Consider the following 20,715-nt stretch of genomic DNA (forward strand, 5'->3'; position numbering starts at 1 on the left):
GAAGGGGTCTATGTTCATGCGTCGTTTCATCCAGCTTCAACTGGGCCTGTGCCTGTATGGCGTGGCCGCCGCCATGATGGTGCGCTCCAACCTCGGGCTGGACCCGTGGAACGTGTTTCACCAGGGCTTGTCGCTGAAGACGGGCATGAGCCTGGGGACCGCCTCGATCATCATGGGCGTTCTGGTGATGCTGGCCTGGATTCCGCTGCGTCAGAAGCCGGGGCTGGGCACGCTGTTCAACATCTTCGTCATCGGCCTGTCGATGGACGCGGCCCTGGCCGTCCTGCCCGAGATCACGGGCTTGCCGCTGCGGCTGGCCTTCATGACGGCGGGGGTGACGCTGACCGCCATGGGCGGGGCGGCCTACATCGGCGCGGGCATGGGCACGGGGCCGCGCGACGGCCTGATGATCGGCCTCAATCAGCGCCTGGGCTGGTCGATCCGCGTGTCCAGAATGCTGATCGAGGTCAGCGTCCTGGTCGGAGGCTGGCTGCTGGGCGGCTCGGTCGGCCTGGGCACGGTGGTCTTCGCCGTGGGCATCGGCCCGCTGATCCAGGTCTTCCTGCCGTGGTTCCAGGCGCTGGGGCGCGGCGAAATCCAGGCGCGGGCCTGATCGGGCGGGCGGTCAATCCGTGTCGTCCGGATCGTCCCGCCCCCTGCCATGGGGGCTGTTGGCGACGACGGCGAGGAGTTCGGCCGCTTCGGCTTCGGCGCCGCCCTTGATCAGCGCCTCGGCCGCCTCCTGCCGCAGTCGCATGACCTGAGGTGCGAAGGCGACCGCCAGCCGCCATGTCTCCAGATCGTTGGCGTTGGGATAGTCGGGCGCGCCCCGGCGGGCCCGCGCCAGGGTCGCGTAAATGCGATAGTCGGTCGGATCGGCGTCCAGAGCGCGAGCCAGATAGCTCTGGGCCTCCCGGATCAATCGGCTGCGGTCGGTCGGATCTTGTTGCTGTTCGGAGGCCGTGAGACGAGCATCGGCCAGCAGCCTCAACGCCTCAGCGTCTTCCGGCGTGACGGAAAGGGCGCGGGCCAGCGCGGCCTCCCCCGCTGCGGCGTCGCCCCACTGCAGCTCCGCCCGGCCCAAGGTCACGAGAGCCAGACGGTCCTGCGGATAGCGCGCCGCGTCGGTCCGCGTGCGCTCCAGCAGGACGGCGGCGTCCTGGGGCGATTGAGGGTAGCGGCTGCGCAGACTGTATAACAACACCCGATCCGCGCTGGGCGGCAAGGTCTGAATCTGGACCTGGGGTTGAACGTCCGTCATGGAAAAGCGGACGTACTTCATCTCGCCGCGCAGATATGTGCGTAGGGCGGCGGTCAGGCTGTCGGGCGTGTGGCCCAGACGGTTGCGCAGGGCCTCGATGGGCGCGACCCCACGGCCCACGTCGGTCAGATAGGCGTCCAGGCCCCGCCGCCGCTCAGCATCGGCCAGCAGGTAATGGGTCAGCAGCCAGGATTGGGCGTAGAAGGCCCAGCGTTGCTCTCGGTCGGTGAAATCGCGGGGCCGTTTGGACAGCAAATCCTCAACCGGCAACCAGCGGGACTGATTCAGCGTATGGATGCGTCCGGGGTTGAAACCGCCCATCTCGACCCTTTCCGGGTTGTCCACCTGGGCGGTCATGAAGAACTCGGCGAAGCCTTCCACAAACCATCCCGGATAGAAGCGGGGAAAGTTCTGATACATGAAGTGGTGGGCGTATTCGTGGAACAGCAGGTCGTCCCCGCTGCGCCGATTCACCACGGCGTAGACATCCGTTTCCGAGGCCGAATAGAAGCCGGCGGCCTTGGCCTCCGCCACAGCGGGGAAGACTTCGGCCAGGTCACGGCGCGTGTGCAGCAGATACACCGGCAGCTTACGCACGCCCACCAGCGCAGGGCGGTTGAACTGACGTCGCAGCAGTGCGTCGAACCGCTCGAGCTTTTCAGCATGCGGACGCAAGTCGTTTTCTGAGCCCTCGCCGTAAATGATGAAGCTGCTCGTTTCCGCTCGCCGCCATTCGGCCTGGGCCGACGTCGCCCACAGCGCCGTTCCCGCAGCGAAGAAAAGGGCGGACATGATTCGGGCGCGGCGTCGATTTTTTGCGCCATTGCATTGAAGCGGCATAAGAGAATTCCCCTGACACGTCGTCAGCTTAGGTCATGTTTATGATGTTCGCAAAACGGTGTTTCGCCGCATCGGCGGGTGCGGCGTCCGAACCTCGCCAGACCGCGGCCTGAGGGCGTGAAAGGAAGGCGGCCTCTTTCACGCACGAGGTCGTCATGCCTGCACTCATCGACAAGGTCGCCGTCATCACCGGAGCCAGCTCCGGCATCGGCGCCGCCGCCGCCCGCCTGTTCGCGCGCGAAGGCGCGGCGGTGGTCGTCACCGCCCGCCGCGAGGCCGAGCTTCTGGCCCTGGTCGCCGCCATCGAGGCCGAGGGCGGGCGCGCCGTCGCCGTGCCGGGCGACGTCCGCGACGAGGCCTTGGCCGAGCGGCTGGTGCTGACGGCGGTCAAACGGTTCGGCGGGCTGGATATCGCCCTGAACAATGCCGGGGCCATCGGCGCCAATGAGCCGACGCATGAGATCGCGCCAGAGCGCTGGCGCGAGACGCTGGACCTGAACCTGACGGCCGCCTTCCTGGGCGCCAAGCATCAGATCCCGGCCCTGTTGGCGCGCGGCGGAGGGTCGCTGATCTTCACCTCGACCTTTGTCGGCCACGCCATCGGCATGCCGGGCATGGCGGCCTATGGCGCGGCCAAGGCGGGGCTGGTCGGCCTGTCGCGGGTCATCGCCGCCGAGTATGGAGCGAAGGGCGTCCGCAGCAACTGCCTGCTGCCCGGCGGCACGGACACCGAGGCCGGGCGCGAGTTCGCCCACACGCCCGAGATCATCGCCTTCGTCGAAGGGATGCACGCCCTGAAGCGGATGGCGAGCCCGGAGGAGATCGCGCGCGCCGCCCTGTTCCTGGCCTCTGACGCCTCCAGCTTCATGACCGGGACGGCCATGCTGGTCGACGGCGGGGTGTCTATCAGCAAGACCTGAGACCGCCCTTGACCGCTTTCCGGTGCGGAGCGAGGCTGGCGCGTTCACCATGAGGCAGGAGGCCATCGTGCAACGTGTGTTCATATCCGGCGCCGCGGCGGCTGGGCTTCTGGCTTTGGCGGCTTGCGGGCAAGGCGATCGGGATCAGGCCCTCGCGCCTGTCGAGGCGTCTTCGGTCGAAGCCGCCTCGGCGGACAGGCCGAGCCAGACGGCCTCTACGCCCGCTCCAGGCGATGTTGACGCCCTTGTGGAAGGGACGCCGTTCCATGCGACGAGCATCATTCCCTGCGCCATGGCGGCGGCTCAGCCCATGGCGCAATGCCAGGCAGGGGTGATCCGCAATGCGGACGGCACGGCGGTGGTCAGGGTGACGCTCCCCGACGGCCGTATGCGCAACCTGTTCTTCGACCGCACCGGGGCCGTGGGCTCGGATGTCAGCGAGGCTGACGGGGCCGACGCCCAGGGCTTCAAGGCCGAGAAGATCGAGGATCTCTACAAGATCGCGCTCGGCAGGAAGGAACGCTATGAGGTGCCCGAGGCCCTGATCATCGGCGGCTGAGGCCGGCCTCAGCCGCGTTCCTTGGTCTTGGTGAAAGCCACCTTGGGGAAGCGTTCGGAGACGTAGCCCGTCTCCCACGCCGACTTGGCCAGGAAGACCGGGTTCTGGTCGATGTCGGCGGCCATCTGGGGCCGGTATTTTCCGGCGAAGTCCTCAAGGTCGGCCTTGGCGCCCGACACCCAGCGGGCCTCGGCGTAAGGCGACGGCTCGAAGACGACGTCCAGGCCGTATTCCTCGCCCAGGCGGTCGGCCATAACCTCGAACTGCAGCTGGCCCACGGCGCCGACGATGAAGTCCGCGCCCAGTTCCGGGCGGAACAACTGGGTCACGCCTTCCTCGGCCAGACCGACAAGCGCCTTCTGCAGGTGCTTGGCCTTCAGCGGATCCTTGACGCGGACGCGCTGCAGGATTTCCGGCGCGAAATTGGGCAGGCCCGCAAAGCGCACCAGACCGCTCTCCGACAGGCTGTCGCCGACGCGCAGCACGCCGTGGTTCGGAATGCCGATGACGTCGCCCGCATAGGCTTCTTCGGCCAGTTCGCGGTCCGAGGCGAAGAACATGATGGGGGCGTTCACCGACAACTGCTTGCCGGTGTTCTGGACCTTCAGCTTCATGCCGCGCTTGAAGCTGCCCGAGGCCATGCGAAACATGGCGATGCGGTCGCGGTGGTTGGGGTCCATATTGGCCTGGACCTTGAAGACGAAGCCGGTGACTTCGTCCTTGCTCGGCTCGACGGTGATGTCTTCGGGCGCGGGGGCGTTGCGGGTTTCGGGCGGCGCCTCCTTTCGGGCGGTCATGGTCTTGGGCGACGGGGCCCATTCGCCGATGGCCTTAAGCAGTTCCTCGATGCCGAAGTGGCGCAGGGCCGAGCCCCACAGCACGGGCGTCATGTGGCCTTCCAGAAACGCCTGACGGTCGAACGGCTTATAGCCCGCCTCGACCAGCTCCAGCGCATCGACCATGTCAGCCTGCTCCGTGCCTTCGAAGAAGGCGGCGGCGTCTGCGAAGGGCAGGGGCGCAGGGTGTTCGCCGTCATTGTCGGAGGTCTTGCGGGTGTAGGGTTGGAACCGGCCCTGGCCGCCGACCTCGGCCAGGCCGCGCAGGCGGTTGCCGCTTTCGGCGGGCCACCAGATGGGCGAGGGGTCCAACTGCAGACGGGACGCGATTTCGTCCAGCAGGGCCATCGGGTCTTGCGCCTCGCGGTCCAGCTTGTTGATGAAGGTGATGATCGGAATGTCGCGCAGGCGACAGACCTCGAACAGCTTCAGCGTCTGCGGCTCGATACCCTTGGCGGCGTCCAGCACCATGATGGCGCAGTCGGCCGCGGTCAGGGTGCGGTAGGTGTCTTCCGAGAAGTCCTCGTGGCCCGGCGTGTCCAGCAGGTTGAACATCTTGCCGTCGTGCTCGAACGTCATGACCGAGGCGGTGACCGAAATGCCCCGTTCCTTCTCGATCTTCATCCAGTCCGAGCGCGCCCGACGGTTCTCGCCGCGCGCCTTGACCGCCCCGGCCGCGCGCACGGCGCCGCCCGCCAGCAGGATGTGCTCGGTCAGAGTCGTCTTACCGGCGTCCGGGTGGGCGATGATGGCGAAGGTCCGACGGCGGTCGGCCTCCTGGGCGAGGGTCAGTTTGGACATGGAGCTTCCTTTAGGACGCGCGACCTACCGCGCCGGGGCTCAATTGTCGACGTTCACGATGCCGTGAGAGACCCTTCGCCTATGAGGGTTATTCGAGGCATGCTCGTTTTCGGGAGACGGCGGGCCATGAGTCCGCTGCACGAGGGAAGGGAAACGTCATGGCTCTGGCCCATCCAGGCAAGGTCGCGCCCGTACGGAACGAGCGCAAGATTCATCCGCTGGTCTGCTTTCTGGCCGGGTTCGCCCTGATCGTCACAGCCGCCGCCGTGGTGCACACGGTGTTCGGCATCCTGCTCTAAACGCGCCGAAGTCTTTTTAATCGTCGCCTGCGGGCTCCGACTGCGCCTGATCGCCATCGTCAATGAACGTTTCTTCGTCCTCGTCGGCTTCGGCGCGACCTTCGATCTCTCGTAGCAGGGCGCGCGCTGAGGCATTGGGCGCGTGGGGATTGTTCACCAGCGGTTGCAGCAAGGTCGCCGCCTCGGCCTTGCGGTCATGCTCCAACAGAGCCTGAGCCAGATTGAAGCGAACCGTGCCCAACTGCGGCGCCAGGATAAAGGCCTGCTCCAGCACGGCCACGTCGTTGTCATTTGGGTAGCTGTGGGCGTCGGCGCGGTTCTCGGCGATCAGGAGCAGGCTGGCGAAGTTGGCGTCGTCCGCAGCGTAGGCGCGTGACAGATAGTGTTGCGCTTCGATTTTAAGCTTCAGGGCGGCTTCCGCGTCGTCTTCCTCGGCGGCGGCGTCCATTCTAGCGCGTGCGAGGTATTGCAGGCCTTCAACGTGGTCCGGCTGGATCGTGAGCAGCCTTTGCAGCGGCGCCTCCGCGGCGGCGGCGTCGCCGAAATGCAACTCGGCGTGGCCCAGCGCCAGCAAGGCCAGCGGATCGTCCGGGTGACGGGCGGCGACGCGGCGCACGTCTTCGGCGGTGGCCGCGCGTCGCTCCTCTGGCACGCCGACCTTCAGTCTCTGGTTCAGCAGCAAGATGTCGTCGGCGGATTTGGGCATTGGGGTGACGGCGATCTCGACCTGATCGAAGGAGGTCTTCATCACCACATAGGTCATGCGATCACGCATGTAGCGGCGGAGAGTGCGTTGCAACTCCGTCGTCGTCATCCCCGTGGCGTCCTGCATGGCCTGGACCGGATCCGCGCCGTCGCCTACCGCCGCCAGATAGACGCCCAGGGTCTTGCGTCTTTCGGTGTCGCTCATGAACCAGTGGGTCAGCAGCCAGGCCAGCGGATAATAGGTCTCGCGATGGCGCAGCGAGGCGCCGGGCCGCTCGGCCAGAAGCTGCTCCATCGAGACCCAGGTTCCGTTGATCAGCCAATAGGCCTGGTTCTGATTGTAACGTCCGACGTGAATCTCGTCGCGTTTGAAGTCGGCTGTGGCGAAGTACTCGGCGAACCCCTCGATGAACCACGATGGATAGGCGTGGGAGAAATTCTGCATCATGAAGTGATGCGCGTATTCATGCTTGAGGGTGTGCATCTCCTCGTCGCGGCGAGCGACGCCGAAGATGTCTTCATCCGTCGCCATGTAGAATCCCGCGAGTTCTTCGGGCGCGTCCGGTTTGATCTGCAGCATCGCCGATCGCGAGCCCAACAGGTAGACGGGCAGTTTGCGATAAGTCGGCTGATCGAGATTGACGCCCAAGCGAATCCGCAACAGCCGGTCGAAGGACTCCAATTCCTGGGTGAAGCGACGCAACTGGTTCGCATTGCCGTCGCTGTAGACGATGAAGCGTTCGCTCTCGGCCTTCAGCCACCCGGCCTGGGCGGGGTTTGCTGCGGCCAGGGTCGCAAACACAAGCGCGCCGAAGCCGAGAGCGCCTTGCACCAGCCGCTGTCTGAATGCCTGAAACATCGATCTTCCCCCTGAAGTGGCAAGGAATATCGAACGATGTTCGGTTTTGGAAGAGGTCAGGCGGCCAGTCGGCCCCAGACCGCCTTGTCCGCCGTGGCGGCGTTCAGGGCGCCGCGACGGGCGCGTTGTTGCAGGTGGCGCAGGACGACTTCCGGCAGGACGCAGAAGCGCGGCTCGACCAGTTCGGGCGCGCAACCGGGTTCGGGCGCGGCGAACAGGGCGGCGTTGACGCCCTGAGCCTTGTGCGCGATCAGCCAGGCCAGACGGCGCGCGCGGGCCGGGTCCGTGCGGTGCAGGAGCGGGTCTTCGGCGAACAGCTCGCAACCCATCTCCAACACATAGTCGCAAGACAGGGTCTCGAACCGGCGCACGTCATGGCTCGGGGCCGGGCAGGCCTCGTCCAGATCAAAGACGACATCGTTCAAGAGAAACAGCATGGACCGCGCCCGCTCGCAGGACCGTTCTGGCCCCATGCGACGGGTTGTAGGGCGCCTGCGCTTGCGGTCCGGTTCACGAACGCGGTGAATGAGCCGGTTACCATTTTGGGCGGCCCTAACGCGCTTTGCGCTGCTTGGGGCGGCCTGTTTGAAGGCCGGCGAACCCATCGGGCGAGGGTCAGCCCTGCGTCTTTTCGGTCAGGAAGTGTCGCCCCTGGCGGTCCTCGATCTCGATGATCCAGAGGTCGGGGTCATAGCGGCGCTGGCGGTCCAGATAGGCGTCCAGTTCACTTTCGAATTCGCTGGCGACGGGCTGAATCCACAGGGGCTCGCCGTCCTGGCCGGTCGCCTCGGTCCACAGGCGGGCGGTGCGGGTCGCGGTGTCATAGGCCTTGACGATGACGGCCCCGGCGCGGGCGTCGCCCTTCTTCACCACCACGGCGTTGGCGCCCTCCAGTTCGGCGCGGCGGATCAGGGCGCTGACCCAGACGTCAGTGGAAAGAAGCAATTGGTTCACCCTGTTTGGACACGGACCCGGAACCGGCGGCGGCTAGGGTGGCGGCATGAAGATAGCGCCGTCGCCCCGCATAGTCAGCAGAACGCTGGCCGCGATCGTCGCCCTGACCCTCGCGGCCGGGACGGCGACGGCGGCTGGCGACGTCTATTATGAGCGGGCCTTCGTGCGGGCGGCGCAGGACAAGTGCCGCCTGTTCGAGCCGCGTCTGACGCAGGCGCTGGAGGCGGCGACCCTGCAGGCGCGCGGGGCGGCCCTGCGCGCCGGGCGCCCGGCGACCGAACTGGCCGCCACGGCCGGGCGGGCCAGGGCGCGGGCCGAGGCCACCCCCTGCGACGACGCCGAGCTGGGCCGGGTCAAGACGCGGGTGCGCCACGCCTTCGCCGGATGGTCGCGCGCGGCGCGGATCAATTTCCCCGGCGACAAGGCCGTGTGGAGCGCCGACCGTTTCGAGAGCAGCCGCGACGGCTGGCGCCTGTTTCAGGACGGGGCGACCGGCGCCTCGCCCGTGCGGTTCGGCCTGACCGGAAAGGCGCCGCAGGATGCGCGCCCGGCGGCGGTCGTCTCGTTCGTCGGCAAGCCTCGGCCCTATGCCGCGCGCATCGTCATGCGCGATGCGGCGCGTTCGCCCCGGCCGTGGCTGGCGGGGGACGGCCTGCCGCCCGAGGCCGCGCGCCGCGCCGTCTTCGCCGCCGGGTCCGATCTGGCGCCGCGCGACCTGCTGGCGTCCAGGGCGCGGGCGGGCGAGGTCTGGCGCTTTCCCGACAGCGCGGCTGAGGCTCTGGCGACGCTGGATCCACGCGAGCCTTTCCTGATCGAGTTCCTGTTCCGCGACGACAGCGTGGCGACGGCCCGCTTCGAGGCGGGCGACTTCGCCGCCGCCCGCGCCTTTCTGGCCATGGGGCCGGTCTAGGGCGTCAGCTGACGCGGGGTGGTGGGGCCGTAGTCCTCGTCGCCATAGATCATGACGGGGATGGGCGCGCGTCCGGCGCGCGGCCACAGGGCCTCGATCCAGTCGGCGGCCGTGTCGACGATGGCGTCCTGAACGCTGAAGCCGGGATCGCGTCCGAACATGGGCAGGTTTGGCTCGAAGCCTTCCTCGCCGTGGACGACCTCGAACAGGGTGCGGTGGGGCTCGATCGCCCGGTTCAGGACATAGAGGTCGGGGCCGTCCAGACTGACGTGGACGCTGAAGGCGCCTTCGCCGTCCTGATCGGGAAAGACGACGACGTGGATTTCGCGCGCCGCCTCGGGCAGGGCGGCCAGCAGGGCGCGGATGCGCGCCAGCGCCGGACCGTCGTGGGCGTCGAGCGTGGCGCGCAGGGCGGCGCGATAGGCGGTTTCGTCCATGAGCGTCCTCGTCGGGCCGGAGGCGCCTTTCCTATGCCGGGCGCGGCGGCGCCGTCCAGTTTGGCGGTTGCGGCGGGGCGATGCGGCGTGTTCCAGTGCGCGTCATGTTCGATCCCGCCCTGTTCGCCGCCTTTCTGGTCGCCATCACCATCCTGACCATCACGCCGGGGGTGGACACGGCGATGGTGCTGCGCTCGGCGGCGGCCGAGGGCGGGCGTTCGGCCGTCTTCGCCGGGGCGGGCATCCTGCTCGGCTGTCTGATCTGGGGCGCGGCGGTGTCGCTGGGCTTCGGGGCGCTGCTGCGGGTGTCGGAGCTGGCCTATACGGTGGTGAAGTGGGCGGGCGCGGCCTATCTGGTCTGGCTGGGGGCGCAGATGCTGTTCAAGCCGCGCAGGGGCCTGGGCGAGCCGGGCGCCGCATTACCTCCCAGTGGTCCCGTCGCCTTTCGGCGCGGCCTGCTGACCAATCTGCTGAACCCCAAGGTCGGCGTCTTCTACGTGACCTTCCTGCCCCAGTTCGTGCCGCAGGGGGCCAATGTGGCGGCCTTCACCTTCTTCCTGGTCGGGGTCCATGTGGCGCTGACCATCGTCTGGTTCGCCGGGCTGATCCTGGCGACGGCGCCGCTGGGTCGGTTCCTGCGTCGCCCCGCCGTGGTGCGGACGATGGATCGGGTTGTCGGCGTCGTCTTCATCGGCTTCGGGCTGAAGCTGGCCGCCTCGCGCGTCTGAGGCTCAGGCGTCCGGCGTCTCGAGCGGCAGGCGCACCGTCGCCGCCGTGCCGACGCCCAGCGCGCTGTCCAGCGCCAGCGTCCCGCCGTGCAGCCCGGCCAGGGCGCGGACCAGGGCCAGGCCCAGGCCTGACCCTTGCGCCCGCTGTTCGGCGTCGCCTGCCTGTTCATAGGGGCGGCCCAGGCGGGCCAGATCTTCGGCCGAAATGCCGACGCCGGTGTCGGCCACCGTCACCTCCAGCGCGTCGTCGGCCGCCTGCACCGAGACGGTGACGGTTCCGCCGGACGGCGTGAATTTCACCGCATTGGCCAGCAGGTTCAGCGTCATCTGCTTCAGCGCGCGGCGGTCGGCGCGGACGCTCAGCGCCTGGGGCGGCAGGACGGCGGCCAGTTCGACGCCCTTGTCGTCGGCCTGAATGCGGACCAGGGCCAGCGCCGCCAGCACGGGCTCGCGCGCGTCGAAGCGTTCCAGCGACAGCTCATAGCGGTCGGCCTCGATGCGGCTGACGTCCAGCACGTCGTTGATCAGGTCCAGCAGGTGGCCGCCCGCTTCGTGGATGGAAGCGGCGTAGTCGGCGTAGCGCGGCGGAACGGGGCCGAACAGCTCCTGTCGCATGGCGTCGGAGAAGCCGACCACGGCGTTCAGCGGCGTGCGCAGTTCGTGGCTCATGTGAGCCAGGAAGCGGGTCTTTCCGAGGTTCTGGGCCTCGGCCTCGGCGCGGGCGGCGTGCAGTTCGGCCTCGCGCGCGTGCTGCAAGGTGGCGTCCAGCGCCTGGACGATCAGGCGCGGCCCCTTGTCGAGCCGTCGCGCGACCAGCAGGATGCGCCGGTCCAGCGCCAGGCGCGGGGTGAAGCGGACCTGGGCCTCGCTTCCGTTACGCGCGCGGGCCAGGGTGGTCAGCACGGCGGCGCGGTCGGCCTCGTCCACTGCGGCCAGCAACCCCTCATCGAACAGCAGATCGACGGGCAGGGCGGCGGGCGCCGCGCCATAGGCGGACAGAGCGCGATACCGACCGTCGGCGTCCAGCGTCAGGGTCAGGCCCGGCTGGCCTGACAGGACGGCCTCGACCCGCGCCACGGCGTCCTCGGCGGCGGTCAGGCGGCGCGACTGGCGACGCAGGCCCAGGGCCAGACCCAGCAGGGCGGCGCTCGCCGTGATCAGGGCCGAGGCGCCGGCCAGGCCGCCGCCCGGCGTCGCCGGTCCGATGGCGACGGTGGAGATGACGCCGACCAGGGCCGCGCCGACCGAGGCCAGGGCGCCGAGGCCCGCGCGGCGTCGTCCGCCCAGCGCCAGCCCCGCCGCCAGGGGGGCGAAGACGAAGCCGGCCAGCGGCCCCGCCGCTCCGCCGGCCAGGGCCGCCGCCGTCAGGGCCGCCAGGGCCCACAGCGTCGTCAAGGCGGTTCTCAACGCCGTCGTGTCGCGCGCCAGCAGGGCCAGGCCCGCCACGCCCGGCGCGGCCATGACGGCCAGGGCCAGCGCCTCGGGCGCGGCCAGGGGGCGCCCTAGCCAGGCGGCGCCCAGGGCGCTCAGCCCGACGACCACCGTCCACCCGGCGTGCCAGGCGGCCACGGCGGCGCCGTCCCCGGCCTCGGCGGCTTCGGGGCGGCGGATGGGATCGAGAAGGGCGGTCCTAGACGTCACGGCCATCCGGGCGCAGGGGTTGAATCAGCCTTATAGATTAGACTGCGCCCCAGGCGCCCCCTAGCGCGCTCGCCTGTCGGGGGAGCGCCGAAGCGTTGAGAGAGGGGCGGTTGTGGCGAGGGCGCGCGCGGCCTATGTCGCGCCCATGACTTCCACCGCTGCTCCCGCCCGCTCCATCGACGAGACCCTGGCCGAACTGGTCGAGGAGTTCGACCTACTGGGCGATTGGGAGGGACGCATCGAATACGTCATCGATCTGGGCAAGGACTTGCCGCCCCTGCCCGAAGAGGCGCGGATCGAGGCGAACAAGGTGCCGGGCTGCGCCGCCCAGGTCTGGCTGTCGACGCGGGCCGAGGGCGATCGCCTGTTCTTTGACGCCGACAGCGACAGCGCCCTGTCCAAGGGCAACATCGCCCTGCTGCTGCGGCTCTATTCGGGACGGCTCCCGGCTGAGATTCTGGATTTTGACGCCAGGGCGGCGCTGGACCGGCTGGGCCTGCCTTCGGCCCTGACGCGGCAACGCGCCAACGGTCTGAACAGCATGGTCGGCCGCATCCGCGAAGCGGCGCTGGCGGCGGGCTGACCGCGCTTCTCGCTTCCGGTCGAACGCGATCGGGCGCATGATGGGGCGTCCTATCCTGTGCGGAGCGGTCCGATGCCGGTCCCGATGAAACGCGCGCCCGCCTTCTTCAATCCGATCCGAACGGCCGGCTGGAGCGCGGTCGGGCTGATCCTGCTGACGCCGCTGGCGGCCATGCAGTTCACCTCCGAGGTCGCCTGGGACGCGCAGGACTTCCTGTTCGCCGCCGTCCTGCTGATCGGGGCGGGCCTGCTGCTGGAGCTGCTGCTGCTGTGGAAGGCGCGGACGCCGTTGGTGCGGCTGGCGCTGGCGGGGGCGGTGGTCCTGGCCGTGTTGGTGATTTGGGCCGAGGCGGCGGTCGGGATCTTCTGAGCCCCGACCGCCTTGTCGCGGCCTACTGTTGCGGGCCGAGGAAGGGGAAGGCCCGCGCGTTGCTGAACTTGGCGGTGGCGTCGCCCGCGTGGGTGTTGATCTGGTTCTCGCCCAGCTCCAGCCGTTTGACCGGGGCGCGCGCAGAGAAGTCGATCTTCTTCAGGTCCACCCAGAAGGTGTTCGGCGTCAGGGCCGACTCGAAGAAGTAGAGCTGACGCTTGTGATCCACGACCGTGCGCCAGCGCGTCGAGGAGATGTTCGGCTGGTCCGGCGTCGAAATGCCGAACGGCACCGAGACGTTGCGGATCACGCTGAACACGCTGGCCACGGCCATGTTCTGGTCTTCGAACTTGGGAATGGCGTTGGCGTAGAAGGAGGCCCGCGCATAGCGATCGGCCGCCCGGTTGGTGCCCGGCAGCATGACCGTGCCGCCGATGCCCTGCCAATAGGTGTTCAGGGCCAACTGCTGATCGAAGGTCGGCGAGTTGGTCATCACCTGATAGTCGCGGCTGTGATGCACGACCAACTTGCCGTCGATGTATTCGAAGATGGCGCTGTCGCCGCTGCTGTCCGACAGGGACAGGTGCAGGGTGGTCAGGCGTTCCTGCCCCGGCACATTGTCGCTGACCAGAACGAACGGCTCGTCGCGCAGGCCTTCGACCGCCTCGGCCACGGTGGCGAAGTTGTCCAGCGCGTATTGCGCCCAGGCGGCGATGCTCAGGGCGGGCTTGTTCGGGTCGTGGGCCGGGTATTCCGACTCCACCAGCCACAGCACGTTGGCGACCAGGCCCATCTCGTTCACGCCGTCGACGGTCGAGATGTCATAGCCGCTGGCGATGACGCTGCCGTATTTGGACGTCCAGGTCAGGGAGTTGGGACCGCCAGACCCGTCCCGCGCCATGCCGCGCGGAAAGATCCAGAGGTTGGTCATGATCTCGTCCTTCCAGTCCATCGACCGGGCGGTGATCACCGCGCCGTCGTGGCCGTGGTAGACTAGGCGGGTGCAGGCCTCGGCCGCCGGAACGGCCAGCATGAAGGCGGCGGCCAGGGCGGCGACGCCCTTCTTCATTCCATTACGCATGTCGTCTCCTTGGGGTGAGGGCAGGGATCAGTAGGTCAGCGACAGGCCCAGCACCGGGCCGTGGCGCGTCACCTTCCAGTCGAAGCGCTGGCCGGTGAAATCGTCCTGCTCATAGTTCTGATGCAGCATCCGATAGCCGGCGTTGACCGAGACGGCGCCGCCCGCCAGCGGCGTGCGATAGGAGGCCAGGGCCTGCCAGGCCAGGCTGTGACGGTCGTCGTCGCCCAGGCCGCCGGCGTCGACCTGGGTGCGCAGGGTCCAGCGTTCGGACACGTCGCTCTCGACCCGCAGGCCCAGCAGCAGGTCGGTCCACTCGGCGCCCTTCTGCGTGGCGCCCAGCGGCGTGTTCAGCTCCGCCCGCAGCTTGCTCCAGCGAGCGCCGATCAGCGGCTCGACGCGGAAGCTGCGCGCGTCGCCGAAGGCGGTGCGACCGCCCACGGGATCGTCGATCAGGCGGAACAGCACCCCGCCCGAGACGGTGGTCGAGCGGGTGCCCAGCTCGGCCGGAACGCCCATCAGGGACACGCCCTCATTGGTCTTGGCGTACTGATAGTCGACGAAGGCGCCCCAGCGGCCCTTGCGCACCTCGACGTCGCCCATGACGACGCTCTCCAACTGGTCGAAGGCGTCCGAGGCGGACACGTCCACCGGCGCCTTGTGCCCGGCCAGGGTGACATTGCCGTCCAGCGAAGTCGCCCAGACATAGGGGCTGACGGTGATGCGCCACTGGTTGTCGGCGCCGGCTTGAGCGCTGGCGGAACCGGCGACGGCGAGGCCCGCCAGTCCTAGAAAGAGCGAGGCGGGGCGGAGGAACGTCATGGGGTGTCTACTCACTGCGACCGAGAGGATCGCCCTTGGGTAGAACGGCCATGCTTAAGTAATCGTAGATCAGCAATCTTTGATTGTGCGTCCCACATGACGGCGGCGCGCCGTCATGCGAGGCCGTAGTGCTCGGCCAGAGCCTGCAAACCCTGTTTCAGCAGGGTCTTGCCCTGTCGGCGGCGCAGGGACAGGGCCTGCTCCGCCAGTTGCAGCGACGTGCCGTGGATGCAGACCTGTTCGACCATGGCGCGCAGGCGCGGGCCGCAGGCGTCCAGCGCCGCCTGCACCCGCGCCGAGGCCGACAGCGCGCGGTCGCCCGGCTCGACCCGCCTCGCGCCGCCGCCCGAACGCGAGGTCGGCAAGGCGTCCCAGCGCATGGTCAGGGACGGACCGGCCGCCGCGATCTCGGCCTCGGCGCGCAGCCGTTCGCCCGCCGCGACCTCGGCCGGGGTCAGCCACGGACGGCCCGACTGGTCCTTGCGCCGGGCCAGCCACAGGATCGGGCTCTCGCCCAGATTGGCGCGGCGCATCGTCAGGCGGCCGTCGCTCTCCATCACCGCGCGCTCGCCCTCGATGACGCCGGGGCGGCCGGGCGGAGGAGCGGCGGGAGCATGGTCGTTGGCCGCCCGGGGCAGCCAGCCGCCGCCTTCGCGCAGGCGCAGGCCCGGCTGCTCGATCACGGCGCGGAAGACGGCCTCGTCCAGGGTCAGCACCACCCGGCTGCGCCGATCGCCGCCGAGGCGCAGGGGATAGGCGCCGTTCGCCTGATCCAGCCAGGCGCCGGGGCGTTGCAGCAGGCTGCGGGCGCGTTCCAGTTGACGGTTCATCGACGGCCTCCGATCTCGGGCGCCAGATCGACCAGGGGCAGCTCCATCACGGCCCGCAGCGCCCCCTCCAGCCCGTCCATCAGGGCGTCGTAGTCGGGCCGGTCGCGCTCGTCCTCGGCCCAGCGGCAGGCGGCGCCCGCCGTCGCCCGGTTCAGGCCGAAGGCGTGGGCCACCCGCTCCAGCGGCCAGCCGAACGAGACGTGCGCCAGATACATGGCCGACCAGCGCGCCCGGCAGGCCCGAGGCCGCACCCGCTCGCGCCGCGTCATCTCGGCGGTCGGCACGCCTAGGGCCAGGCCCGACAGCGACAGGGCCGCGTCCGCCCGGATGCGGTCGCCCTCCGTCACCGGCACGCGATAGGGTTCCATGATCTGCGCTTCCTCCCGTCATTCCTGTGGATGTCGCCATTATGAGTGCGTTCGGCGACCGAGATAGGAATGTTGTCCTATCAAACGTCAGAAACGGTCGCTTCCCCAGGCGGGGTCCGGTATCGGCGAGGGCGGTTGTGCACGTCCCCTGTGGAAGACGCGCCAGACGTCAACAGGGGAATGAGGGGACGGCGCCAAATAAATTAACGAATCCTTGACTCAGGACTCTGGACGGCGATTCGCAAATCACCTTAGGCGTTTCATATCGGGATGCGTTAACCCTTCTTAAGGTTTTGGCCCGTTAACGTTGGAACAAGGTTACCTGGCCGTCGCTCCCGCGCGGCTATCCCAAGCTTTGCCTGGAGGGGCAATAATGCGCGTCCTGCTGATCGAAGACGACCACGCGACAGCCCAAAGCATTGAGCTGATGCTCAAGTCGGAAGGCTTTAACGTCTATACGACCGACCTGGGTGAGGAAGGCATCGATCTGGGCAAGATCTATGACTACGACCTCATTCTGCTGGACCTGAACCTGCCGGACATGAGCGGGCTTGAGGTTCTGCGCCAGCTGCGCAACGGCAAGATCAATACGCCGGTGATGATCCTCTCGGGCAGCCATGAGATCGACACCAAGGTCAAGACCTTCGGCGGCGGCGCCGACGACTATCTGACCAAGCCCTTCCACAAGGACGAACTGATCGCGCGCACCCACGCCGTGGTCCGCCGCTCCAAGGGCCACGCCCAGGCCATCATCCACACCGGCGAGATCGCCGTGAACCTGGACGCCAAGACAGTCGAGGTGAACGGCCACCGTGTGCATCTGACCGGCAAGGAATATCAGATGCTGGAGCTGCTCTCACTGCGTAAGGGCACGACCCTGACCAAGGAGATGTTCCTGAACCACCTGTACGGCGGCATGGACGAGCCGGAGCTGAAGATCATCGACGTCTTCATCTGCAAGCTGCGCAAGAAGCTGGCGACGGCCGCCGGCGGCAAGCACTACATCGAAACCGTCTGGGGCCGCGGCTACGTCCTGCGCGACCCGGCCGAGGGCGCGATCACCGTCGCCGCCTGACGGCGACCGGCCTGAGCCTCCACTCAGGGCTGAACGACTGCAAACGCCCGTCGGGAAACCGGCGGGCGTTTTCCTTTGGTCGCTCCATAGGTTGCGCCTGGGGGGTGCGGCGCGCGATACATCCCCTCACGGATTGTTACGCCTGCGGCCTCGCCTTCGCAGGTGCAGCGCGCTAGTGAAACCCCGCATAAGGCGAGGCTGAGTCTCGCGAGACCACGGTTCAGGAACTACGAAATGACCAAGTGGGTGTATGGCTTCGGCGGCGGCTCCGCTGACGGCGACGCGTCGATGAAGAACCTTCTCGGCGGCAAGGGCGCGAACCTGGCCGAGATGTCGTCCCTCGGTCTGCCGGTGCCGCCCGGCTTCACCATCACCACCGAGGTCTGCACCTGGTATTACGCCAATCAGGAAACCTACCCGTCCGACCTGATCGATCAGGTCAAGGCCGCCCTGGCCCACGTCGAGGGCGTGGTGGGCAAGATCTTCGGCGACGCCGCCAACCCCCTGCTGGTGTCGGTGCGCTCGGGCGCCCGCGCCTCCATGCCGGGCATGATGGACACCGTCCTGAACCTGGGCCTGAACGATGAGACGGTCGAGGGCCTGGCCAAGCTGTCGGGCGACCGTCGCTTCGCCTTCGATTCCTATCGCCGCTTCATCACCATGTACTCCAACGTGGTGCTGGGTCTGGGCCACGACTATTTCGAAGAGGTGCTGGACGACCACAAGGATCGTCTGGGCGTCTCGGTCGACACCGAACTGACCGCCGAGAACTGGGAGAAGGTGGTCGCGGACTACAAGACCCTGGTCGAGCGCGAACTGGGTCAGCCCTTCCCGCAGGATCCCCAGGCCCAGCTGTGGGGCGCCGTCGGCGCCGTGTTCGAAAGCTGGATGAACGACCGGGCGAAATTCTATCGCCGCATGCACGACATCCCCGAAAGCTGGGGCACGGCCGTCAACGTGCAGTCGATGGTGTTCGGCAACATGGGCGAGACGAGCGCCACGGGCGTCGCCTTCACCCGCAACCCCTCGACCGGCGAGAACAAGCTGTACGGCGAGTTCCTGATCAACGCCCAGGGCGAGGACGTGGTCGCGGGCATCCGCACGCCGCAGTCCCTGACCAAGGCGGGCCGCGAGGAGATGGGCGAGACGGCGCTGTCGATGGAAGAGGCGATGCCGGAAGTCTTCGCCCAGTTCGTCGACGTGGTGGGGCGGCTGGAAAGCCACTACCGCGACATGCAGGACATCGAGTTCACGGTCGAGCAGGGCCGTCTGTGGATGCTGCAGACCCGCAACGGCAAGCGCACGGCCAAGTCGGCGCTGAAGATCGCCGTCGATCTGGCCTCCGAAGGCGTCATCTCTCAGGACGAGGCTGTCAGCCGCGTCGAACCGGCGGCGCTGGACCAACTGCTGCACCCGACGCTGGACCCCAAGGCGGCGCGCACTGTCGTCGCGGCGGGCCTGCCCGCCTCGCCGGGCGCGGCGACCGGCAAGATCGTCTTCGACGCCGATGAGGCCGAGCGTCTGGGTCAGAACGGCGACGCCGTCATCCTGGTCCGCGACGAGACCTCGCCGGAAGACATCCACGGCATGCACGCGGCGCGCGGCATCGTCACGGCGCGCGGCGGCATGACCAGCCACGCGGCGGTCGTGGCGCGCGGCATGGGGCGCCCCTGCGTCTCGGGCGCGGGCGAAATCTCGATCAATGAGAAGGCCGGAACCTTCACCGCGCGCGGCCGCACCTTCAAGGCGGGAGAGGTCATCACCATCGACGGCGGCAAGGGCGAGGTGCTGGATGGCGCCGTGCCCATGATCGAGCCTGAACTGACAGGCGACTTCCAGACCCTGATGGGCTGGGCCGACGGCATCCGCCGCCTGAAGGTCCGCGCCAACGCCGAGACCCCGCTGGACGCCCGCACCGCGCGCGGCTTCGGCGCCGAGGGCATCGGCCTGTCGCGCACCGAGCACATGTTCTTCGACGAGGCCCGCATTGCCGCCGTGCGCGAGATGATCCTGGCCGACGACGAGGCGGGCCGCCGCGTGGCCCTGGCCAAAATCGCCCCGTTCCAGAAGGCCGACTTCGTCGAGCTGTTCACCATCATGAGCGGCCTGCCGGTGACTGTGCGTCTGCTGGACCCGCCGCTGCATGAGTTCATCCCGCACACTGACGCCGACATCGACGCCCTGGCCGCCACGCAAGGCCTGGACGCCGCCAAGCTGAAGCGCCGCGCCCGCGAACTGCATGAGACCAACCCCATGCTGGGCCACCGCGGTTGCCGTCTGGGCGTGGCCTATCCGGAAATCTACGAGATGCAGGTCCGCGCCATCCTTGAGGCGGCGCTGCAGGTGAAGGCGGCCTCGGGCGTCGCCCCGATCCCGGAGATCATGCACCCGCTGGTCGCCCTGGGTCTGGAGATGAAGTATCTGCGCGAACTGACCGACCGCACTGCCAAGGCCGTGTTCGCGGACGCCGGGGACAGCGTGGACTATCTGGTCGGCACCATGGTCGAGCTGCCGCGCGCCGCCCTGCGCGCCGCCGATCTGGCCGAACACGCCGAATTCTTCAGCTTCGGCACCAATGACCTGACCCAGACGACCTTCGGCATCAGCCGCGACGACTCCGGCCACTTCCTGCAGGCCTATCTGGACAAGGGCATCTTTGAGACCGACCCCTTCGTCCGTCTGGACCAGAACGGCGTGGGCGACCTGATCCGCATCGCCGAGGAGCGGGGCCGTTCGGTCAAGCCCGGCATGAAGATGGGCATCTGCGGCGAACACGGCGGCGACCCGTCGTCGATCGCCTTCTGCGAGACGGTCGGCCTCGACTACGTTTCCTGCTCGCCCTATCGGGTGCCGATCGCCCGCCTGGCGGCGGCGCAGGCCGCGCTGAGCGCACGCTCGGGCGAGGAACGTGAAAAGGACCGCTGAGGCCCTTTCAATCGACGACAAGAGAAGGGCGATCCGAAAGGGTCGCCATTTTCATGCCTGGAAATAGTCATCCTTCGCGGAACGTGGTGTGTGCTTTGGCCCGCACAGTTGTCTGCTGCTGTATCAAGCACAGGGAACGGCGCTGTGCGCTCGAGCTTTGTTTCTCCGCAAGGTGGTCAGGCCAGGCCTGTTCATCACAATAAGGAGTGATTGAAGCTCATGCGTAACGTTATTCTCTCCGCCGCCGCCCTTTCTGTATTCGCCCTGCCGGCTGCGGCCCAGGTCGTGCAGCCGGGCGGCCCCACCTACTACGGCACGCTCGGCTATTCGCAGCTGGACCATTCGGATGGGAACCTGGGCGCCGTAACCGGCCGTCTGGGCGCCAAGTTCAACCCCTATTTCGGCGTCGAGGGCGAAGGCTCGATCGGGGTGAAGGACGACGACTTCACCATCGCGGGGGCCAAGGGCAAAATCGAGCATGACTATGATCTGGCCGCCTATGCGGTCGGCACCCTGCCGGTCACGCCCAACTTTGAACTGTTCGCACGCGGCGGTTACGGCACCACGCAGATGAAGGCCGAACTGGCCGGCGTCGAGCGCAAGGCCGACGGCGAAAGCTGGAACTACGGCGTCGGCGCCAACTACTATTTCGACGGCCAGAACGGCCTGCGCGGCGACTGGACCCGTCGCGACTTCACCGACGACGGCGGCGAAGTGGACGTCTACTCGGTCAACTACGTCCGTCGTTTCTGATCCGATTCCCGGCGGATCGGTTGGGCGCGCTTCCCGGCGGAGCGCGCCCTTTCTTTTGCATCATTTAGGTAACGACGTGTGTGTCTTTTGCGTAACTCGTGTTGTGTTTGACCGCTTCGCCTATGGAACGAGTGTAGCGGCGCAACCATTTAAGCTTCGTTG

The 20,715-nt window shown here is 68.0% G+C and carries 22 protein-coding genes; 11 read left to right on the top strand and 11 right to left on the bottom strand.

Going from position 1 to position 20,715, the window contains the following annotated elements:
* The first annotated feature begins 10 nt into the window (after positions 1–10).
* Positions 11–613, top strand: coding sequence for a YczE/YyaS/YitT family protein (locus B3D50_RS05255; RefSeq protein WP_286949907.1), 603 nt, complete (start codon positions 11–13; stop codon positions 611–613).
* A 12-nt stretch (positions 614–625) separates the two neighbouring features.
* On the opposite strand, the gene B3D50_RS05260 is transcribed toward B3D50_RS05255, so the two are convergent.
* Positions 626–2,053: a hypothetical protein gene (locus tag B3D50_RS05260; protein ID WP_286949909.1), complete on the bottom strand. Its 1,428-nt coding sequence runs from the start codon at positions 2,051–2,053 to the stop codon at positions 626–628.
* Positions 2,054–2,256: 203 nt separating this feature from the next.
* Between B3D50_RS05260 and B3D50_RS05265 the strand changes: the two genes are divergently transcribed.
* Together B3D50_RS05265 and B3D50_RS05270 are read left to right on the top strand one after the other, a co-directional pair.
* Positions 2,257–3,021 carry an SDR family oxidoreductase gene (locus B3D50_RS05265; RefSeq protein WP_286949911.1) on the top strand — a complete coding sequence of 255 codons (765 nt, stop codon included), beginning with the start codon at positions 2,257–2,259 and terminating at the stop codon, positions 3,019–3,021.
* Between the two features lie 67 nt (positions 3,022–3,088).
* On the top strand, positions 3,089–3,580 hold the full coding sequence (locus B3D50_RS05270; protein WP_128720586.1) for a hypothetical protein: 492 nt from the start codon (positions 3,089–3,091) through the stop codon (positions 3,578–3,580).
* A gap of 8 nt (positions 3,581–3,588) precedes the next feature.
* On the opposite strand, the gene B3D50_RS05275 is transcribed toward B3D50_RS05270, so the two are convergent.
* Positions 3,589–5,217, bottom strand: coding sequence for a peptide chain release factor 3 (locus B3D50_RS05275; RefSeq protein ID WP_286949914.1), 1,629 nt, complete (start codon positions 5,215–5,217; stop codon positions 3,589–3,591).
* A gap of 158 nt (positions 5,218–5,375) precedes the next feature.
* Between B3D50_RS05275 and B3D50_RS05280 the strand changes: the two genes are divergently transcribed.
* Positions 5,376–5,516 (top strand): hypothetical protein, encoded by a 141-nt coding sequence (locus B3D50_RS05280; RefSeq protein ID WP_286949915.1) that lies wholly within the window; start codon positions 5,376–5,378, stop codon positions 5,514–5,516.
* 16 nt (positions 5,517–5,532) lie between these two features.
* On the opposite strand, the gene B3D50_RS05285 is transcribed toward B3D50_RS05280, so the two are convergent.
* The 3 genes from B3D50_RS05285 to B3D50_RS05295 all read right to left on the bottom strand — a co-directional run bounded on the left by B3D50_RS05285 (position 5,533) and on the right by B3D50_RS05295 (position 8,025).
* Entirely contained in the window at positions 5,533–7,053 is a 1,521-nt protein-coding gene (locus B3D50_RS05285) for a hypothetical protein (protein ID WP_286949917.1), read from the bottom strand.
* Positions 7,054–7,136: 83 nt separating this feature from the next.
* Positions 7,137–7,517, bottom strand: coding sequence for a hypothetical protein (locus tag B3D50_RS05290; protein ID WP_286949918.1), 381 nt, complete (start codon positions 7,515–7,517; stop codon positions 7,137–7,139).
* A gap of 178 nt (positions 7,518–7,695) precedes the next feature.
* Positions 7,696–8,025 (bottom strand): DUF1491 family protein, encoded by a 330-nt coding sequence (locus B3D50_RS05295; RefSeq protein ID WP_286949919.1) that lies wholly within the window; start codon positions 8,023–8,025, stop codon positions 7,696–7,698.
* Positions 8,026–8,080: 55 nt separating this feature from the next.
* Here B3D50_RS05295 and B3D50_RS05300 point away from each other — a divergent pair, with 55 nt between their 5' ends.
* Positions 8,081–8,944, top strand: coding sequence for a hypothetical protein (locus tag B3D50_RS05300; protein ID WP_286949920.1), 864 nt, complete (start codon positions 8,081–8,083; stop codon positions 8,942–8,944).
* Here the strand turns inward: B3D50_RS05300 and B3D50_RS05305 are convergent.
* Positions 8,941–9,381, bottom strand: coding sequence for a DUF6389 family protein (locus tag B3D50_RS05305; protein WP_286949921.1), 441 nt, complete (start codon positions 9,379–9,381; stop codon positions 8,941–8,943). The two genes, B3D50_RS05300 and B3D50_RS05305, sit on opposite strands and share 4 nt — an antisense overlap.
* A 104-nt stretch (positions 9,382–9,485) precedes the next feature.
* Here B3D50_RS05305 and B3D50_RS05310 point away from each other — a divergent pair, with 104 nt between their 5' ends.
* Positions 9,486–10,109 carry a LysE family translocator gene (locus B3D50_RS05310; RefSeq protein ID WP_409516087.1) on the top strand — a complete coding sequence of 208 codons (624 nt, stop codon included), beginning with the start codon at positions 9,486–9,488 and terminating at the stop codon, positions 10,107–10,109.
* A gap of 3 nt (positions 10,110–10,112) precedes the next feature.
* Here the strand turns inward: B3D50_RS05310 and B3D50_RS05315 are convergent, their stop codons facing one another.
* A complete protein-coding gene (locus tag B3D50_RS05315; protein ID WP_286949925.1) occupies positions 10,113–11,750 on the bottom strand; it encodes a sensor histidine kinase in 1,638 nt (545 codons plus the stop codon).
* Positions 11,751–11,895: 145 nt separating this feature from the next.
* On the opposite strand from B3D50_RS05315, the gene B3D50_RS05320 reads away from it, so the two are divergent.
* On the top strand, positions 11,896–12,333 hold the full coding sequence (locus B3D50_RS05320; RefSeq protein ID WP_138142359.1) for a SufE family protein: 438 nt from the start codon (positions 11,896–11,898) through the stop codon (positions 12,331–12,333).
* Positions 12,334–12,405: 72 nt separating this feature from the next.
* The gene (locus B3D50_RS05325) at positions 12,406–12,702 is read left to right on the top strand and encodes a hypothetical protein (RefSeq protein WP_286949928.1); all 297 of its coding nucleotides are present in this window, start codon (positions 12,406–12,408) and stop codon (positions 12,700–12,702) included.
* A gap of 22 nt (positions 12,703–12,724) precedes the next feature.
* Here the strand turns inward: B3D50_RS05325 and B3D50_RS05330 are convergent, their stop codons facing one another.
* The 4 genes from B3D50_RS05330 to B3D50_RS05345 all read right to left on the bottom strand — a co-directional run bounded on the left by B3D50_RS05330 (position 12,725) and on the right by B3D50_RS05345 (position 15,800).
* Positions 12,725–13,783, bottom strand: coding sequence for a linear amide C-N hydrolase (locus tag B3D50_RS05330; protein ID WP_286949931.1), 1,059 nt, complete (start codon positions 13,781–13,783; stop codon positions 12,725–12,727).
* 27 nt (positions 13,784–13,810) lie between these two features.
* Positions 13,811–14,602: a hypothetical protein gene (locus tag B3D50_RS05335; RefSeq protein ID WP_286949934.1), complete on the bottom strand. Its 792-nt coding sequence runs from the start codon at positions 14,600–14,602 to the stop codon at positions 13,811–13,813.
* 113 nt (positions 14,603–14,715) lie between these two features.
* Positions 14,716–15,432: a DUF6456 domain-containing protein gene (locus tag B3D50_RS05340; protein WP_286949936.1), complete on the bottom strand. Its 717-nt coding sequence runs from the start codon at positions 15,430–15,432 to the stop codon at positions 14,716–14,718.
* Positions 15,429–15,800: a chromosomal replication initiator DnaA gene (locus tag B3D50_RS05345; RefSeq protein WP_087139310.1), complete on the bottom strand. Its 372-nt coding sequence runs from the start codon at positions 15,798–15,800 to the stop codon at positions 15,429–15,431. The genes B3D50_RS05340 and B3D50_RS05345 overlap by 4 nt, the downstream gene beginning before the upstream one ends.
* 373 nt (positions 15,801–16,173) lie before the next feature.
* Here B3D50_RS05345 and ctrA point away from each other — a divergent pair, with 373 nt between their 5' ends.
* From ctrA to B3D50_RS05360, 3 genes are all read left to right on the top strand, one after another.
* Entirely contained in the window at positions 16,174–16,875 is a 702-nt protein-coding gene (gene ctrA, locus B3D50_RS05350) for a response regulator transcription factor CtrA (RefSeq protein ID WP_003165857.1), read from the top strand.
* A gap of 234 nt (positions 16,876–17,109) precedes the next feature.
* Positions 17,110–19,800, top strand: coding sequence for a pyruvate, phosphate dikinase (ppdK, locus tag B3D50_RS05355; protein WP_286949940.1), 2,691 nt, complete (start codon positions 17,110–17,112; stop codon positions 19,798–19,800).
* A 219-nt stretch (positions 19,801–20,019) separates the two neighbouring features.
* Complete coding sequence (locus tag B3D50_RS05360) at positions 20,020–20,553, top strand: porin family protein (RefSeq protein WP_125901546.1); 534 nt, start codon at positions 20,020–20,022, stop codon at positions 20,551–20,553.
* Positions 20,554–20,715 lie beyond the last annotated feature (162 nt).

Source organism: Brevundimonas sp. UBA7507, from assembly GCF_002478355.1.
Taxonomy (GTDB): Bacteria; Pseudomonadota; Alphaproteobacteria; order Caulobacterales; family Caulobacteraceae; genus Brevundimonas; species Brevundimonas diminuta_D.

What these genes read in the sequence shown, in the direction of transcription:
- B3D50_RS05255 (WP_286949907.1), top strand. Translation starts at nt 11, where the DNA reads ATGTTCATGCGTCGTTTCATCCAGCTTCAACTGGGCCTGTGCCTGTAT.
- B3D50_RS05260 (WP_286949909.1), bottom strand. Translation starts at nt 2,053, where the DNA reads ATGTCCGCCCTTTTCTTCGCTGCGGGAACGGCGCTGTGGGCGACGTCG.
- B3D50_RS05265 (WP_286949911.1), top strand. Translation starts at nt 2,257, where the DNA reads ATGCCTGCACTCATCGACAAGGTCGCCGTCATCACCGGAGCCAGCTCC.
- B3D50_RS05275 (WP_286949914.1), bottom strand. Translation starts at nt 5,217, where the DNA reads ATGTCCAAACTGACCCTCGCCCAGGAGGCCGACCGCCGTCGGACCTTC.
- B3D50_RS05280 (WP_286949915.1), top strand. Translation starts at nt 5,376, where the DNA reads ATGGCTCTGGCCCATCCAGGCAAGGTCGCGCCCGTACGGAACGAGCGC.
- B3D50_RS05290 (WP_286949918.1), bottom strand. Translation starts at nt 7,517, where the DNA reads ATGCTGTTTCTCTTGAACGATGTCGTCTTTGATCTGGACGAGGCCTGC.
- B3D50_RS05300 (WP_286949920.1), top strand. Translation starts at nt 8,081, where the DNA reads ATGAAGATAGCGCCGTCGCCCCGCATAGTCAGCAGAACGCTGGCCGCG.
- B3D50_RS05305 (WP_286949921.1), bottom strand. Translation starts at nt 9,381, where the DNA reads ATGGACGAAACCGCCTATCGCGCCGCCCTGCGCGCCACGCTCGACGCC.
- B3D50_RS05310 (WP_409516087.1), top strand. Translation starts at nt 9,486, where the DNA reads ATGTTCGATCCCGCCCTGTTCGCCGCCTTTCTGGTCGCCATCACCATC.
- B3D50_RS05320 (WP_138142359.1), top strand. Translation starts at nt 11,896, where the DNA reads ATGACTTCCACCGCTGCTCCCGCCCGCTCCATCGACGAGACCCTGGCC.
- B3D50_RS05325 (WP_286949928.1), top strand. Translation starts at nt 12,406, where the DNA reads ATGCCGGTCCCGATGAAACGCGCGCCCGCCTTCTTCAATCCGATCCGA.
- B3D50_RS05330 (WP_286949931.1), bottom strand. Translation starts at nt 13,783, where the DNA reads ATGCGTAATGGAATGAAGAAGGGCGTCGCCGCCCTGGCCGCCGCCTTC.
- B3D50_RS05335 (WP_286949934.1), bottom strand. Translation starts at nt 14,602, where the DNA reads ATGACGTTCCTCCGCCCCGCCTCGCTCTTTCTAGGACTGGCGGGCCTC.
- B3D50_RS05340 (WP_286949936.1), bottom strand. Translation starts at nt 15,432, where the DNA reads ATGAACCGTCAACTGGAACGCGCCCGCAGCCTGCTGCAACGCCCCGGC.
- B3D50_RS05345 (WP_087139310.1), bottom strand. Translation starts at nt 15,800, where the DNA reads ATGGAACCCTATCGCGTGCCGGTGACGGAGGGCGACCGCATCCGGGCG.
- ctrA (WP_003165857.1), top strand. Translation starts at nt 16,174, where the DNA reads ATGCGCGTCCTGCTGATCGAAGACGACCACGCGACAGCCCAAAGCATT.
- ppdK (WP_286949940.1), top strand. Translation starts at nt 17,110, where the DNA reads ATGACCAAGTGGGTGTATGGCTTCGGCGGCGGCTCCGCTGACGGCGAC.
- B3D50_RS05360 (WP_125901546.1), top strand. Translation starts at nt 20,020, where the DNA reads ATGCGTAACGTTATTCTCTCCGCCGCCGCCCTTTCTGTATTCGCCCTG.